Here is a 16,040-nt window from a genome sequence, read left to right on the forward strand (position 1 = left end):
CGATCAGCGGGCCATCAGGGTGAAAGGAGCCAGGGCGCCGCGATCTGCGACAGCCCCGGTTCCGGGGGGGGTCAGCTGCCGAAGCTGTAACGCAACGTTGCGCCGAAATTGCGGCCATTGATGAAGTGCTGGCGTTCGATGCCCGTCGCCAGGCCCGGTTCGCCGACGAAGCGATCCGCCGCCTGGTTGGTAAGGTTCGATGCCGTGAGCGACACGGAAAAATTATGCGGCAGCTTGAAGTTGAGGGATGCGTCCAGCAACCCGAAGGATCGGATGTAACGGCCATCGATCGGGTTGGCCGCTACGCCGAACAGCACCGCCTTTGATCGCCATGTGTAGACGACACGCGCGGAGATCGCATTATTCTCATACAGTCCCGCGACCGAATAGGAATATTTCGACGTCAGCGGCTGCATAGTGGTGACGCGCTGCCCGTTCAGCGTCAGCGGGTTCTTGGTTTCTACATAGGTGAAGGAACCGACGACCCCGAAGCGGTGCAGGAAGTCCGGCACGAAATCATAATCGAAGAAGGTCTGGCCGGCGAGTTCGATGCCCTTGGCAGTGCCCTTTTCGGCATTTTCGGTTCGCGTCAGGAAATACTGGTTGCCCGAACAGTTGATATTCGAAATGGGCGTGGGGGCGCCCGCAACGGTCTGGCACGAAGATATGCCGGCAAAAAAGCCGTCGATTTTCTTGTAGAACAGGCCAGCCGAAACATAGTTGATCGGCGAGAAATAATGCTCGAACGACAGGTCGAAACTGTCTGCCTTTTGCGGGCGAAGGGCAGGGTTGCCGAGCGATCCGTTGCCGCTGTTGACGTCCAGCACCAGCGTCGGGTTGAGCGATGCAAGCTCGGGTCGCGTAATGCCCTTGCTGTAACCGAACCGCACCAGCGTATCGGGCGTGACATAACCGGTCAGGTTGAAGCTGGGCAGGACGTCGGTATAGGAGGACGAGCTGGCATTGGGGATGATGGTCGTCGTGCCGGGCTGGATGATCCGCGCCTGGACGAAGGTGTCGGTCCTGACGACGCGGACACCGGCATTGCCCTTGATCCGGTCATCCAGGAAGCCGAAGTCGGCTAGCGCATATCCCGCATAGGTCTTCTCGCTGAAATAGCGGCGGTTGATAAGATTTTCCGTCAGCGAATCTTCCGCCTGGATGCCCGCGAGCGGGAAGCGGTTCTTCACATTGTCGCCCAGCAGGGCGCCCGGCGAAAAGACCAAGAACCCGCCGCGATAGCCCGCTTCGCCGTTCATGAAATTGGTCGGCGACGTCTCCACCAAGTCCGCCATGGACGAAACCGGGATCGCATTGGAACGATCCGCCGCCAGGGCAAGTCCATTGGTGGTCAGATTCTTGCCGGCGAAGCTGTAATTATTGTAGCGATCCTTCTGCGTGGCGTAGCGGCCGCCGGCCCTGACGGACTTCAAGAAGTCGCTGTCGACCGAATATTTCAGGTCCAGTGCGGCCGCGATCCCGCTGTCGTCCCACACCTGGTTGGTGCCATTGGCGTAATTGTTGAACACCCAGCTTGTCGCCGCGCCAAGATCGGGACCGGCAATCGAGACGCGCTGCGGTGTTCCGAGCGTGCGGGTCGTGTTCCAGCTCAAGCCGGGCGCGGAAGCGAGCGTGACCGAGCGGTTATCCTGATATTGGTCGGCCTTGACATAGGAGAAATCGAACTTGGCCTCCAGTTGATCGGTCGCCTGCCATTTGACGTTGCCGGCAATGACATAGGTTTTGAACCGGCGATGCTCGTCGCCCCCGATCGAGGTGAAGGTCGAATTCAGGAATGTCCCGCCGGTGATGCGCTGGCCGGACAGGAGATCGTTGCTGCCGCCATTCGCATTGCGATTGGCCAGCATCTCGTCGATCGAAAAGGCTTGCGTGGTCAGGCCCTGAGCATAACGGCTGTCGACGCCGTTCAGAAATCGATAGCTCTGGTGATAGAGATAGTCGTTGAAATTGCCTTCGACAGTAAATTGCAGATCGGGGTTAGGGGCCCATTGGATCGCGGCGTTGAAGCCTTTGCGCGTGCGCCGGTAATCTTCCTGAGCGATGTTGTTCTGCACGCCGACCGCCGACAGCAGGTTCTGCCGGTCTGCCGCGGCAATTGTTGTCGGGTTCACGTCGGCCAGATAGGTGACGTCCGACCGGCCGGCCAGGGCGGGATTGAGGTTGAGGCCGGTGCCGATATTGGCGGCATATTCGGCGCTGTCGGCGCGGATGGCGCGGCGGAACTGCGTACCGCCAACAGACGGCGTATTGTCGCCGCGATTGAAGCTTTGCGAATAGCTGCCCGCCACCAGCACGCCCAGTTCGCCGCCGTCGCCCAGATCCCAGCGCTTGGAAAGCATCCCGAAATATTCGGGCGTCAGCTTCTTGCCCAGATCATTATAGCGTCCGCCGACGGCAGCCGATGCGGCCATATCCTTGAAGTCGAATGGTTTTCGGGTGCGGATGTTGACCAGGCCGCCGATGGCCCCTTCGATATGGTCGGCCGATGGGTTCTTGTAGACGTCCAGACCCGCGACCATGCCTGGGCTTGCACCCTCGACGTTGAATTCGCGGCTGCCGGCCGTGAAATAAGCGCGTCCATCCACGCGGGAGCCGGTTTGGCCGGTAAGCCCGCGGATGGTGAGGCCGGAGCCATTGCCGACAGGTGACGCCGCTTCGCCACCGAACCGATAAGCCTGGACGCCCGGAACCCGGGTCAGCGTTTCCGCGACATTAGGGTCGGGCAGCTTGCCGATATCGTCGGCGGTGATCGAATCCACGATCTCCATCGTGTTTTTCTTGATCTGTGCGCTGTTTTGAAGGCTTGCCTTTAGGCCCGTGACGACGATGTCGGCGATCGATGGGTCAGCATCGACTTGTGTGCTTGCATCCTGTGCCATGGCAGGCATAGCCATGGCGGTCGCCATTAGCGCGACAGTCGCCTTTCTGATCTTACGCATATCCCCTCCTCCTTTTCACGTCCGACACCCGGCGCTACGCCAAGATATCTGGTATCGATAGCATCATGATATCGATATCAGGATCAGGCTGCAAGTCTAATTGGCGGGTTGATCCATTCAACAGATTACGGACTGTCTATCGCACAGGGGCGGGCGGTCGCTTCGCTCGCGCTAAATATCAGATATATTGATGAAAAATTGCTGATTCAGGAAAGCGCTGGAGTTCAAGATGGCAAAAAGCGCGATCCCGCAGCACGCGCTTCTTTTTCCTTTCGAGCAACTGCTTAGCGGATGCCGGACGGAGTCAGCGCCCAATCAATCTCCAGTTGGGGGACGGCAACGACCGGACAGGAGGGCGCGGCTTGTGGCAGAACCTCGGCAATAATCGTTGTTGCAGCGAGACGCAGGATGCGGTCAGCGGACAACGTCAATCGCAGAAACAATCGCCTGGCCTGTTATCGGCTTGAAGTGGAGATCAAGCAGGCCCCCGGCGACTGCGACGGAGAAGCTTCGTACCACGGCTGTCTTGGCGGCTCGCGACGCATTGCCCAGATCGAAATCGTCGATAGCGACCCTGTTATTGGCCAACACCGAGAAACGCCGCGCATTGCCAGCCACCGAAGGTTCGACGAAGGTCAATTTCACGCGGTAGCGCCCATTTTCGAGCGGGATGCGATAATGGAAGTTACCTTCACGATAGGTTGCTACGACCGCACTATCGGACGTGCCTGCGATTGATATCGGCGTGGCGGGTTTGCCAAAGTTGGCCGGCTCGACGATCGAGCCAGCCTCGCCGCCCTCGAAGAAATTATCGGAGCCGTAAAGGCCGATCGCGCTTTTCGCGGCAACCAGGGCACCGCTGTCTATGCGAACGGTTCGCGCCCTGGCTGGCGATAGGCGCCATTCCACTCGATCTTTGACGGTGGTCCCCTGGATGCTGCCGTGCGCAGTCAGGACATTGGTTCCAGCAACAAGCCGCACATTTTGCCAGACGCAGACATGCTGTTTGCAGCTGGCAAGGGTGCCGAGGCTTTTTCCGTTCAGGAACAGTTGAGTCGATGGCGTATTGCTGTAAACCCGCACGTCCGTCACGGCGTAGGCGCGGTCGGTGTAATGGCGACCGGTGATATGGACGGTTGCCTGCTCGGACCAGTTGGCCTTGTAGAAATAATAGGCGTCCTTGCGCAGCTTATGATCGAAGCTGACGAGGCCTTTGGTATTGATGTCCTGTGCGTCGCCTTCACTACGCACCGTACTCGCAAAATCAAAGCCGACCCATAGCCATGTTGCCCAAAGGTAGGGCCGGGCTGCAAGTTGCGCCCAATTCTGTTCGTGGACGTAGCTTTGATATTCCTCGGGCTGCGCGCGCCCTCGGGAATCGACCGGTCCGCCCAGCACATTGTCCGTATGGATCGTCGTGGCACCCCCCGCACCATATTCGGTGACGGAGAGAGCTTGGGCGGGGCGTTGTGCGTGCAGCGCGTCGAGGCTCGACCCAACCTCATGCGGCTTGCCATAATACCATCCGAAATAGCGGTTCGCGCCGCCCAGGTCAGCCTCGGGCGCGGTGATCGGCACCTCGACGCCGGGCGCGAACAGGCGTCCTTCGCAGCAGGTCGCAAGCGCAGTGGGACGGCTGGGGTCCAAGGCCTTGGCGGCTCTGTTCAACGCCTTGAGCAGCGGCAAGGGATCGGGCGGCGCGCCCGTGAAGCTGGTCAGGAAAGCGGGCAGCGAGTTGCCGAAGTCCACCTCATTTGCGATGCCCCATGACGCAACCGATGCATGGTGTTCATTCTGTCGGATCAGTTCGCTCAATTGCTGGCGGGCGTTTGCGATCAGGTCGGGGGTCGCCTCCTTGGCATCCCCCAGGGTCCATGCCGACACCAGAGGAATTTCGTCCCACAGGACCAGACCATAGCGGTCGGCAAGGTCATGGATGGCCTGGCCGTGCTGGTAATGCGTGAGGCGGATACTGTTGACGCCCATTTCGCGCATCGTCGCAACATCCTGTTCGACATCGGCAGTCGTGATCGCCCAGCCTTTGTCCTCGCGATCCTGATGATAACCGACACCGCGCAGGCGATAGGGCTTTCCGTTCAAGACGAAGCCACGCTTCGCGTCGAACTGCATCTGCCTTATGCCGAAAGCTTGTTCGACGCTGTCGACAATTCGTCCGCTGGAATCCAGAATTCGGATAGAGAGGCGGTACAGATAGGGATCGTCCGTGCCTTGCCACAGATGCGCGGACGGCAATTTCAGCGTTGCTGTCGCCCTGCTTTCCCGCGCGGTGAAGGAGAGGGATTGTTCATGGCGCGCCGATACCGCTCCTTCGGCATCCAGCAGGCGTGCCTCCATCCGCAGGCCGCGCACATCGCCAGCTTCGCTTCGCAGCTTCGCTTCGATGTCGATGGTGGCGGCACCCGCGTCGATGGACCGGGTCGTCGCTCGAATGCCTGGGCCGCCATGATCCATCATATCGAAATGCACGTCTGCCGTACTGACCAGCCGAACCGGACGATAAAGGCCGCCCGGCACGAAGAAATCGCCGGTTAGCGGCAGGACATCGGCCGTCGATGAGCCCGGGGCGGGCCTGCTGTTATCGACGCGCACAGCGAGTATGTTCGCTCCACCGGGCCTTAATGCCTTTGTCGCGTCCAGGCGGAAGCGTGAGTAGCCGCCCTTATGTTCACCCAGGAACTGGCCGTTCAGCCATATGCTGGCAATGCGACTTGCGGCATCGAATTCCAGCCAGGTCCGCTTGCTCCGGAGAGCATCATCGGCGCGAAAGGCGAGCCGATACCATCCGGTGCCCTGCGCTTTGTTGACATTTTCAGGCCGATTTGCGGTGGTGCTCGCAGGGGTGAGATAATAGCCGACCCGGTTCCAACTGTGCGGAACGTCTACCAGGGTCCATTTCGCGTCATCGAAGTCGGGTCGTTCGGCCCCTGGATGCTCGCCGAAGTCAAACCGCCATCCTTTCGAAAGAAGGATGGAGGAGCGCGGCCCATTTTCCACGGATGCAGAAGGATCGGTCCTCGCCCAGACGGGTGTAGCGACAACCGGCACGGCAACAGCGAGCAGGGCGACGATGCTTGTAAGCGGGTGCATGAACGAAGGCCTCTCCACCTGATCGATCCGGTTCTGTCATGGGGATGCCCGGCACGCCCAGTGCCTGGCATCCTCAATTTTGGCTATCAGAATTTGAACCCGACAGAGAGGCCGATCGTGCGAACGGAATCCAGGCCGAATTGTTGCGTGTAGGACAATTTCGGTGTTGCCTGGCCGCGGGCATTGCGCGCATTGGCGTCGCCGGAATCGACCCCGATCGCAGTCGGTACCAGCTTGTTGGTGCAATTTTTGCAGAAGAGTGCGACGCGCAGGGTGCCGATTTTGGCTCCGAGGCTCGCACCTAATATGTCCACCGCACCCACCGTCGCACCGGGGGCTTGATTGACCAGATAGTTTATCGAGGAACGGTGATACCAGTTGCCCTCGATGAACGGCTTGACCTCACCACCCATCCGAAATTCGTAGGTAGCCTGAAGGCTGGATGTGAACTTGGGAGAAACCGGCAGCGTCAGACCGCCTGCGTTGAAGGTCGAGACTGTAGCCGAGCAACCCATGCTGGTCTGGGTTGGATAGCATTGCGCGCCGGGAAAATCGTCGAATTTCGACGAAAGCACTGCCACATTGCCGTTGATCGACAGGCCGTCGACCAATGAAGCGAACAAGGATGCTTCGATCCCCTTCGATGTGACCTTCGCCGCATTCTGGACCTGGAACGACACGGTCATGGGATTGAAGGCCTGTACCTGGAAATTGCTGAACTTGGTATGGAAGGCGGATATGTTCAGCGTTACCCGGCGATTGAAGAAGGCGCTCTTGATACCGAACTCGGCCGTGTCGGAATGTTCCTCGCGTACCACCACATCGGCCGTCGCCCTCGGAAAGCTGTCGTTGAAGCCGGGACCCTTGTAACCACGACCATAAAAGCCATAGGCCATGACCGTAGGCGAGAACTGATATTGAGCGCCCAGCTTCCAGCTGAAGTCGGTGTTCGAATATTCCTGTGCGAACCGTCCGCGCGGCCCTGCCAGCGCAGAGAAATAGTTGAGCTGGTTCTGCAGCAGGTCGATGTCGATCTTGTCGCGAGTGATACGACCACCGGCGATGATTTTCAGCGCATCGGTCACATCGTAGGTCAGCTGGCCAAAGCCAGCATAGCTTTCGGTATTGAGTGTATAGGACACGTCGCTGCCGATTTGAGCCACATTGCTGACCGAGCAGGTGGGCGGGAATGCGCCGGGAATGGCCGTCGCGCCCACGCAGAAGGGATAGCCGGAAGTCACGACGGCCGGCAGGAAGCTGTTGCCGCCAAGCTGTCGGCTGAGGTCCAGCGTCGACTTGAAATAATAGAGGCCGACCTGCCCGCTCAGGCGATTGCCGGACGGCAGGGCGAGGCGCAGTTCGTTGGAATATTGATCATATCCCGCTTTCGTGCGGTTGGTGTTGAACCCGTTTCCGGTCAGATAGTCTGCATCGAGCGACTGGTTCTGATCGTAGAAGCGCCAGGCGAAAAGATTGCTCACTTCCCAGCCAGATCCGAATTGATAGCTGAACTTGCCCTGCGCGCCGCCGGTCTTGACGTCCCGGAACTGGCTCGCGTCGCCGCCAAATTCGAAATTGTCTGTCCCCGGGGTGATCCCGTCGCGTGCAAGCGGAGCGAGGTTGGTGCTGGTGGCGTCCATCTGGCGGAAGCTATTATCGAAAATGCCGGCAATGCCGTGATTTTCGTTATAGTCGCCGATCAGATAGATCGTCAGATCGGGCGTCGCCTCAAGCAGATATTTCGCCTTGATCGAGTAGCTTTTCGCATTGAAATCGTGGCGGGTTCCGGGGTTTGGCGTGCCCACATAGCTGGTGGCGGGTTCCTGATAGGAGTAAAGGCCCGAAACGCGCAGCGCCGAGTTGGACGATACCGGAATGTTGAGCGTCTCGCGCGCAATCAGTGTAGCGGCGCTGCCCTTTTCGGATGGCTTGTCGCGCATCCCGGCCTCGATATTGGTCGTGCTCGAATATTCGCCGATGACCGGTTTGGTCGTCACGATGTTGAGCAGACCTGCCGACGCATTCTTGCCGAACAACAGGCCTTGCGGACCATTAAGCACTTCGACCCGTTCCAGATCGTTGAGCAACGGGCTGTTGAGCAAGGGGCGACCAAGATTCACCTCGTCGATGGCCAGGGCGACACTGCTGTCGACCGTACCTGCAAAGGCAAGGGTGCCGACCCCGCGAACCGCAAAGGAATTGTCGATACCGACTTGCAGCGTTGGAGCCGCGCGCGCGACCTGCGTCAGATCGTTGAGGTTTCGTGATGTCAGCGTCTCGCTGCTGAGCGCTGTCACGCTCACCGGCACTTTTTGAAGACTCTCGCTGCGGCGCTGTGCGGTCACGATGATTTCGCCCGCGACCGGTGCATCCGCACTGTCGTCCCGGGCAGGCGGAACCTGATCCTGGCCCTGAACGATCATCGGCATCGCTGCCGCGAGCGCAAGGATGGAGACCGAGACAGTATAGCGCATATGATCCTCCCCGTTTTGGTTGGCCTTTTGGTTAGACCAATTTTTGGGGGCAGGAAAATCGATTATATGGTTTAATATTGATCCATAATATTTATATATTGTGGTGGGCGGACCGAAAAACCGTTGCGTTCTCCTGTGTCTGAATGGCTGAAGCGGGCCATGCGACCGTCTGGGTTGTCGCGTAACGGAGGAAATGATCACCGGACCCGAGCCGGTGGTCGAAATGCGTTTTTCGAATGGAGGGTCAGTTCAGCATTGCATCATAGGTTGAACCGGTAGATTTGATCATTATCCAATCACCAAATGGATATCTGAATGCGCTTCCGTGGTCTTGATCTCAACCTCCTCGCGGTCTTTGACGGGTTGATGCAAACCCGCTCGGTCTCGGCGGCGGCGCGACAGATGAATCTTTCTCAGCCAGCCATGAGCGCGGCGCTGTCGCGCCTGCGCGACTATTTCGGCGACCAACTTCTCGTAACCCACGGGAAGCGCATGTACCCGACGGCCTTCGCTGAAAGCCTGGTCCCGCTGGTACGCGAAAGTCTGGGCAATATAGAATCCCTGCTCGCGACGTCAGTTAGCTTCGATCCCGCGACATCACAGCGCGCGTTTCGTATCGTTGCGTCGGATTATGTCGTGTCAGCCATAATCTCGCCTCTTCTTGCCCGGTTCGCGCGCGAAGCCCCCGGCGTAACAATCCACCTCATCACGCCGGGAGAGAACAGCACCCAACTCATTGCTGATGGCAAGGCGGACCTGATGATCAGTCCGCAGGAATTTCTCTCACCCGATCATCCGAGCGAACTGCTGTTCGAGGAAGAGCATGTTGTTGCCGGATGGGTTGAAAATCCATTGCTTCATGGCGAATTGAATGAAAAGCTCTTCCTCGCGGCGGGACATGTCGCAGTTGTTATCGGGGCGCGCTTCAACGCCTCCTTCGCTGATCGAACCCTGATCTCGATGGGGAAGGTTCGTCGTGTCGAGGTGAGCGCCTCCTCTTTCGCGACGGTGCCTTGGCTGTTGACGGGCACGCATCGTCTGGCCGTGATGCATGAGCGACTGGCGATTGCCGCATGTCGAATCTTCCCGATCCGGACGACACCAATGCCGTTCCCGTTTCCGGTGATGAAGGAAATGGTTCAGTTCCATCAGACCAGAGCGGCCGATGAAGGCCTGAAATGGCTGCGCGAACAACTTCGCACCGCATCCACCAATCCATAATCTGGATATTTTTTGATCCAAACAATCGAATTTTGAAATTTTCCTGACTGTCTAAGATTGCTTCCGGAACAAGAGTCGGGAGCGGAACTTGGAAGCGCTGAATATTCTCGTGATTGGGGGCGGCATTGGCGGATTGACCGCTGGCATCGCGTTGCGCGCGAAGGGCCATGATGTCGACGTCATCGAGCGTGACCCAGACTGGTCTGTCTACGGGGTCGGAATCATACAGCAGTCGAACGTCGTGCGCGCCATGGCCGAACTTGGCCTTCTGGACGATTATCTGTCTGCGGGCGTGGGTTTCGACGCGGTGGAGATATTTCTTCCGGACGGCAATATGGTCGCGCGAGTGCCATCGCCCAGGCTGGTAGAGGGCAGGCCCGCCAATGTGGGGATTGGTCGCCGCGCGCTGCACAAAGTGCTTGGGGACAGAGTTTTGGCCAGTGGCGCCAGCGTAAGGCTGGGCCTGACAGCCGAAACGATAGAGGATGATGGCGAGGGTGTGACCGTCCGCTTTTCCGATGGTGGTTCGGGACGCTATGATCTTCTTGTTGGCGCTGATGGCGTGTATTCGCAGACTCGCTCTGGCGTTCTGCCGGACGCGCCGGCGCCGCAGTTTACCGGTCAGGCCGTATGGCGCTACAATTTCGCTCGTCCGGCAGGCCTGGATGCCTTGCAGGTTTATAATGGTCCGACGGGCGTCGGATTGGTGCCCATCTCCGATAGCTTGATGTACATGTATGTGACCACTCCGGAACCGGGCAATCCCCGCTATCCCAAGGAGGGTTTGGCAGCTGCCATGCGTGGCAAGCTAGCGCGGACGGCGCCGGCGATCCGTGCGCTGGCGGAGCAGATCACCGATGATGAAGAGGTGGTCTATCGCCCGCTCGAAGGGCTGCTGGTCGACGGGCCGTGGCACCAGGGGCGAGTGGTTCTGTTGGGCGACGCGGTGCATGCCACGACGCCGCATCTGGGGCAGGGCGCGGGCATGGCGATAGAGGATAGCCTGGTGCTGGCCGATGAACTGTCGCGCCATGACGATATGGAGACGGCCCTGACGGCCTACCGCGACCGGCGTTTCCAGCGCTGCGCGTATATCGTGCGTGAAAGTCTTGCGATCTGCCATGGCCAGATCGGTCGGGGGCCGCCGGTCGACAACGCAAAGGCCACCCATGCCATGTTCGAGATCGTCGCGCAGCCGATCTGAGGCGCGCACAATTTTCACGGGAGTTTGCTATCATGAGCCGTGTCACGGAAATTCGTTATGTGGGCTATGCCGTTCCTGACCTAGAGGCCGAACGCGCTTTTTATGCCGAACAGTGGAAGCTGGTGGAGGCTGGAGAGACGGAGGGCATGGTGCATTTCGCCGCTGATGGGGGCGACGAGTTGTATGTCGTGCGGCTGCGCGCGGGGGTAGAGAAGCGTATCGACGTGATCGCGCTGGCCGCAGACAGCCGAGCCGATGTCGATGCATTGCATGACAGGGTCGCGGCCTCCGGCGCGCGCATCATCTTTGCGCCCAGGGATCTGACGACGCTGGGTGGCGGCTATGGTTTTCGCTTCTTCTCGCCCGATGGCCTGAGCTTCGAGATTTTGAGCGATGTCGCCCGCCGCGAACCGCGTGATCTCTCCCGCTGGGAAGGCGTGCCGCAGAAGATCAGCCATATCGTCCTGCATTCGCCCGATCATCAGGCGCTGGTGGCCTGGTTCTGCGATGTGCTGGGCTTCAAGGTCAGCGATTGGCTTGGCGATTTCATGTGCTTTCTGCGCTGCAATGCGGCGCATCATCGCATCGCCATCCTGCCCGGACCGCCCTGCCTCAACCATGTCGCCTATGACATGCTTTCCCTCGACGACATGATGGTTGGCATCAACCGCCTCCGCCAGAAGGGTACCGATATTCGCTGGGGACCGGGACGGCACACGGCCGGTAACAACACGTTCAGCTATTTCACCACCCCCGCCGGCTTCGCGGTCGAATATACGTCCGAACTGGAGCATGTGGACTTCGACGCCCACGAGGCGAAGGTCCATGTGCCGGGGCCGAAGGTGATGGATCAGTGGGGCATCGGCGTGGGCGGTCCACAGACCATGCCGCATCCAGAGGCCGACGCAGGCCTGTTCCAGGCAGTGGACGCGTAAGCCATGGCTCTGTTCGAATATTTTCCCAACTATATCTGGAACCTGTCGGTCGCGATCGCGATGGAGAGTGGCGGGCAGATCGGCGAGATCATCGACATGTGCCAGCCGATCCGGGACGCGGCGGCCAATGGCGCCGACTCGGGCACACCGATGTTCATGAAGGCGTGGGTGGCGATGGGGGACAAGCTGCTCGACCTTGCCGCCGAGGACGAGGCGAAAGGCCGCGCCTTCTCCGCCTCCAACAAGCTGGAACGCGCTTCGCTCTACCTCTTCACCGCCGAGCGGATGCAGGGGCATGGAGCGCCGGGCCGCAAGGAAAGCTATGCCAAGGCGCGCGCAGCGTTCGATCGCTCGACCCAGCTTGGCAGGATCAACCGCGAGCGGGTCGAGATCCCGCTTGAGGCGGGCACCATGCCGGCCCTCTTCACGCGCGCGTCCGGCGAAGGGCGCAAGCCCGTCGTCGTCTTCTGCAACGGCCTCGATAGCTGCAAGGAACTGCTCTACTGGACGCGCCTTCCACAAGAGCTGGCGCGGCGCGGCATTTCGACCCTCTGCGTCGATCAGCCCGGCTCGGGCGAAGCGCTGCGGCTTCAGCATCTGCCCGTCGATCCGCATAGCGAAAGCTGGGCGAGCAAGGCGGTGGACTGGCTGGAACAGCAGACTGAAGTTGATCCACAGGCGATCGGCATGACCGGAATTTCGCTGGGCGGCCATTTCGCGCCCCGCGCAGTCGCCTATGAACCGCGCTTCGCCAGCGGCGCGGTGTGGGGCGCCAATCACAACTGGCGCGAAGTGCAGGACAAGCGCATGGCGCGCGAAGGTGAGAACCCTGTGCCGCACTATTGGGCGCATGTCCACTGGGCGTTCGGCGCGCGCGACCAGGAGGATTTCCTCGCCAGGTCGCAAGCGATGAACCTGAACGGCCATATGGACCGGATCAAGGTGCCCTTCCTCGTTACCCATGGCGCCAGCGACCGGCAGATCAGTGTCGCCTATGCTGATGATCTGTACGACCAGTTGGTCAACTCGCCGCGGCGCGAGAAGGTCATCTTCACACCCCGCGAAGGCGGCGTCGAGCATGTCGGCGCGGACAATATGGCCTATGGTCGCGATCTGATCTCGGACTGGTTCGCCGAAACGCTCGGAGGTAAGACCGCATGACCCGTCGCTTCGTCGATCTGTCGATCACGCTCGACAATGACGTCGTGTCCGATCCGCCCTTCATGCGGCCCAAGATCAGCTATGAGACGCATCAGGACACCGTGAAAGAGTTGCAGCATTTCTTCCCCGGCGTGACCGCCGAGCAAACGCCGGGCGGGGAGGGCTTTGCGGCGGCGGAATGGGTGACGCTTACCACGCATAATGGTACGCATCTGGACGCGCCCTGGCATTTCTCACCGACCATGGATGGGGGGCAGCGGGCGATCACGATCGATGAGGTGCCGCTGGACTGGTGCTTCCGTCCGGGCGTCAAACTGGACTTCCGCCATTTCCCCGACGGCTATGTCGTGACGGCGGCGGATGTGGAGGCGGAACTGCAGCGTATCGGCCATGACCTGCAACCGCTCGACATCGTGCTGGTGAATACTGCGGCGGGCAAGGCGCTGGGGCGGGCGGACTTCGTCAATGTCGGCTGCGGCATGGGATATGAGGCGACCATGTACCTCACCACCCGCGGTGTCCGGGTGACCGGCACCGACGCCTGGAGTTGGGATGCGCCGTTCAGCTACACGGCGGAGAAGGTGAAGGAGACCGGGGACACCTCGCTCATCTGGGAAGGGCATAAGGCGGGGCGCGACATCGGCTATTGCCACCTGGAGAAGCTGCACAATCTCGAAGCGCTGCCGGGCAATGGCTTCACCGTCAGCTGCTTTCCCCACAAGATCAAGGGCGCTTCAGCCGGCTGGACCCGCGCCGTCGCCATCTTCGAGGAGTAGCCATGCGCCTTGCCACGCTCGCCAATGGCCAGCCTGATGGCTGTCTCGTCGTCGTCTCGCGCGATGCGCAGCATTGCCTGCCGGCCGCCAGGATCGGCGCCACGCTGCAACAGGCGATCGAACAATGGGAGCGAGTGGAACCCGCGCTTCGCGCGCTGGCCGAGCGGCTGGAGCGGGGTGAGGGCGAGCCGCTCGACCAGGATCGCCTGCTTGCCCCGCTGCCGCGCGCCTGGCAATGGCTCGACGGGTCGGCCTTCCCACAGCATGGCGAACTGATGCAGAAGGCGTTCGACCTACCGCCGATCGAGACGGATCGGCCGCTGATGTATCAGGGCCTTTCAGACCGTTTCCTGGCTGGTCGCGCCGATGTGGCGCTCCCCAGCGAAGCGGACGGGATCGATTTCGAGGGCGAATTCGGCATCATCACCGACGCCGTGCCGATGGGGACGCCCGCCGACGCGGCGCTTGCTCATGTGAAACTCGTCATCCTCATCAACGACTGGTCGCTGCGCACGATCGCGCCGATCGAGATGAAGACCGGCTTCGGCTGGGTCCAGGCCAAGCCTGCCTGCTCGGTCGCCCCCTTCGCCGTGACACCCGACGAACTGGGCGACGCGTGGGACGATGGCCGGGTCCATCTGCCGCTGGAAGTTACCGTGAACGGCCAGTGGTTCGGCCAACCCCATGGGAGAGAGATGGAGTTTGGTTTCCACGACCTCATCGCCCATGCAGCGCGCACCCGCGATCTGGTCGCCGGTACGATCATCGGGTCGGGCACCGTATCCAATTCCGACTATCGCACGGTCGGCTCGTCCTGCCTGTCCGAACGGCGCGCGATCGAGATGATCGCCGGCGGCAAGCCGGAAACGCCGTTCCTCAGCTTTGGCGACCGGGTCCGGATGAAGGCCCTGAACGGCCCATTCGGCACTATCGAACAAAGGGTCGTCCCGAACAGGAACTGATCCGGCTTTCAGCGGATTGCCGCGAAATGTTCATCGACCGGAAAACTGGCTGTTGTCCGATGCCGGAAGAAATCGCACATCCGGGGCTTCCACGGTTTTGACGCGCCTGCCAAGGCTGACACAGGATCGTCACCTTCCGTGTGCATCGGGGCAAGGATGGCGAACCCTTGATCATCAAGGCAGAGGTCATCAAGCCAAGCCGTGCATCGATCATGCGCGCATTTGGTTTGGACCGATTTTCGCCCAGCGCCTATCTCCCTCCATATGAACACCGGGCGGGATGCAGCCCGTCCAGGAGAGGAGATTTCTAGACATGAGCCATTTTAGCCCCACTGATCTGGCGCGCCAACTGGGCCAGGGGCTGCTGTCCTTTCCGGTCACCCATTTCGATGCGCAAGGCGCATTTCTGGAAGGCCCCTATCGCGAGCATTGCGGATGGATGCTGGGCCATGAGTTGACGGGCTTGTTCGCTGCGGGCGGCACCGGCGAATTCTTCTCCCTGACCCCCGACGAGGTGGCAAAGGTCGTCGCCGCGGCGGTAGCCGAAACCAACGGTCGTATCCCGGTGATTTCCGGCTGCGGCTACGGCACGGCCATCGCCACCGGTATTGCCCGTGACGCTGAAACGGCAGGCGCCGACGGTGTGCTTCTGCTCCCGCCCTATCTGATGCACGCCAAGCAGGAGGGGCTGGCCGCGCATATCGAGGCCGTTTGCCGCGCCACGGGTCTGGGTGTCATCGTCTACAATCGCGACAATGCCATCGTGAACGACGAAACCCTTGCGCGCCTGTGTGATCGCAACCCCAACCTCGTCGGCTTCAAGGACGGCGTGGGCGACATCGAACTCATGACCCGCATCTATGCCCGCATGGGTGACCGGCTGACCTATATTGGCGGCCTGCCCACGGCGGAAACCTTCGCGACCCCCTATCTGACCATGGGCGTCACCACGTACAGTTCGGCCATCTTCAATTTCATGCCGGAATGGGCGCTGGCCTTTTACAAGGCGGTGCGCGCGGGCGATCAGGCCAAGGTTATGGAAGGACTGCGCAATTTCGTCCTCCCCTATATTGCGTTGCGCAACCGGGGCAGCGGCTATGCCGTTTCCATCGTCAAGGCTGGGATGCGCGTCATTGGACGCGATGCCGGGCCGGTTCGTTCGCCGCTCACGGACCTGTCGGCGGCGGAGGAAGCGGACCTGCGCACCCTGATCGAACGCGCAACGTCGGTCTGATCGGG

General features: G+C 60.5%; 11 protein-coding genes and 1 pseudogene. 8 read left to right on the forward strand and 4 right to left on the reverse strand.

Going from position 1 to position 16,040, the window contains the following annotated elements; translation table 11 throughout:
• Positions 1-71 precede the first annotated feature (71 nt).
• Both A7Q26_RS14950 and A7Q26_RS14955 read right to left on the reverse strand, forming a co-directional pair.
• Positions 72-2,960, reverse strand: a complete 2,889-nt coding sequence (locus A7Q26_RS14950; RefSeq protein ID WP_066861220.1) for a TonB-dependent receptor — start codon at positions 2,958-2,960, stop codon at positions 72-74.
• Positions 2,961-3,374: 414 nt separating this feature from the next.
• Entirely contained in the window at positions 3,375-5,369 is a 1,995-nt protein-coding gene (locus A7Q26_RS14955) for a glycoside hydrolase family 2 TIM barrel-domain containing protein (protein ID WP_232313820.1), read from the reverse strand.
• Here A7Q26_RS14955 and A7Q26_RS25955 point away from each other — a divergent pair.
• Complete coding sequence (locus A7Q26_RS25955; protein WP_232313821.1) at positions 5,268-5,513, forward strand: hypothetical protein; 246 nt, start codon at positions 5,268-5,270, stop codon at positions 5,511-5,513. The two genes, A7Q26_RS14955 and A7Q26_RS25955, sit on opposite strands and share 102 nt — an antisense overlap.
• Positions 5,514-5,516: 3 nt before the next feature.
• Here A7Q26_RS25955 and A7Q26_RS25960 read toward each other — a convergent pair.
• Both A7Q26_RS25960 and A7Q26_RS14960 read right to left on the reverse strand, forming a co-directional pair.
• Positions 5,517-6,068 (reverse strand): annotated as a pseudogene (locus tag A7Q26_RS25960) (sugar-binding domain-containing protein); the annotation flags it as partial.
• A gap of 86 nt (positions 6,069-6,154) precedes the next feature.
• Positions 6,155-8,542 carry a TonB-dependent receptor gene (locus tag A7Q26_RS14960; RefSeq protein WP_084439148.1) on the reverse strand — a complete coding sequence of 796 codons (2,388 nt, stop codon included), beginning with the start codon at positions 8,540-8,542 and terminating at the stop codon, positions 6,155-6,157.
• 315 nt (positions 8,543-8,857) lie between these two features.
• Here A7Q26_RS14960 and A7Q26_RS14965 point away from each other — a divergent pair, with 315 nt between their 5' ends.
• The 7 genes from A7Q26_RS14965 to kdgD all read left to right on the forward strand — a co-directional run bounded on the left by A7Q26_RS14965 (position 8,858) and on the right by kdgD (position 16,035).
• Positions 8,858-9,763 carry a LysR family transcriptional regulator gene (locus A7Q26_RS14965; protein ID WP_066861226.1) on the forward strand — a complete coding sequence of 302 codons (906 nt, stop codon included), beginning with the start codon at positions 8,858-8,860 and terminating at the stop codon, positions 9,761-9,763.
• A gap of 88 nt (positions 9,764-9,851) precedes the next feature.
• Complete coding sequence (locus A7Q26_RS14970; RefSeq protein WP_066861229.1) at positions 9,852-10,967, forward strand: FAD-dependent oxidoreductase; 1,116 nt, start codon at positions 9,852-9,854, stop codon at positions 10,965-10,967.
• Between the two features lie 32 nt (positions 10,968-10,999).
• Positions 11,000-11,902, forward strand: a complete 903-nt coding sequence (locus A7Q26_RS14975) for a VOC family protein (RefSeq protein WP_066861231.1) — start codon at positions 11,000-11,002, stop codon at positions 11,900-11,902.
• Positions 11,903-11,905: 3 nt separating this feature from the next.
• Positions 11,906-13,063: an alpha/beta hydrolase family protein gene (locus A7Q26_RS14980; RefSeq protein WP_066861234.1), complete on the forward strand. Its 1,158-nt coding sequence runs from the start codon at positions 11,906-11,908 to the stop codon at positions 13,061-13,063.
• A complete protein-coding gene (locus tag A7Q26_RS14985; RefSeq protein ID WP_066861237.1) occupies positions 13,060-13,839 on the forward strand; it encodes a cyclase family protein in 780 nt (259 codons plus the stop codon). The genes A7Q26_RS14980 and A7Q26_RS14985 overlap by 4 nt, the downstream gene beginning before the upstream one ends.
• A 2-nt stretch (positions 13,840-13,841) precedes the next feature.
• On the forward strand, positions 13,842-14,801 hold the full coding sequence (locus A7Q26_RS14990) for a fumarylacetoacetate hydrolase family protein (protein ID WP_066861240.1): 960 nt from the start codon (positions 13,842-13,844) through the stop codon (positions 14,799-14,801).
• A 313-nt stretch (positions 14,802-15,114) separates the two neighbouring features.
• Positions 15,115-16,035, forward strand: coding sequence for a 5-dehydro-4-deoxyglucarate dehydratase (gene kdgD, locus A7Q26_RS14995; protein WP_066861243.1), 921 nt, complete (start codon positions 15,115-15,117; stop codon positions 16,033-16,035).
• The last annotated feature ends 5 nt before the right edge of the window (positions 16,036-16,040 follow it).

The organism is Sphingobium sp. TCM1 (genome assembly GCF_001650725.1).
Taxonomy (GTDB): Bacteria; Pseudomonadota; Alphaproteobacteria; order Sphingomonadales; family Sphingomonadaceae; genus Sphingobium.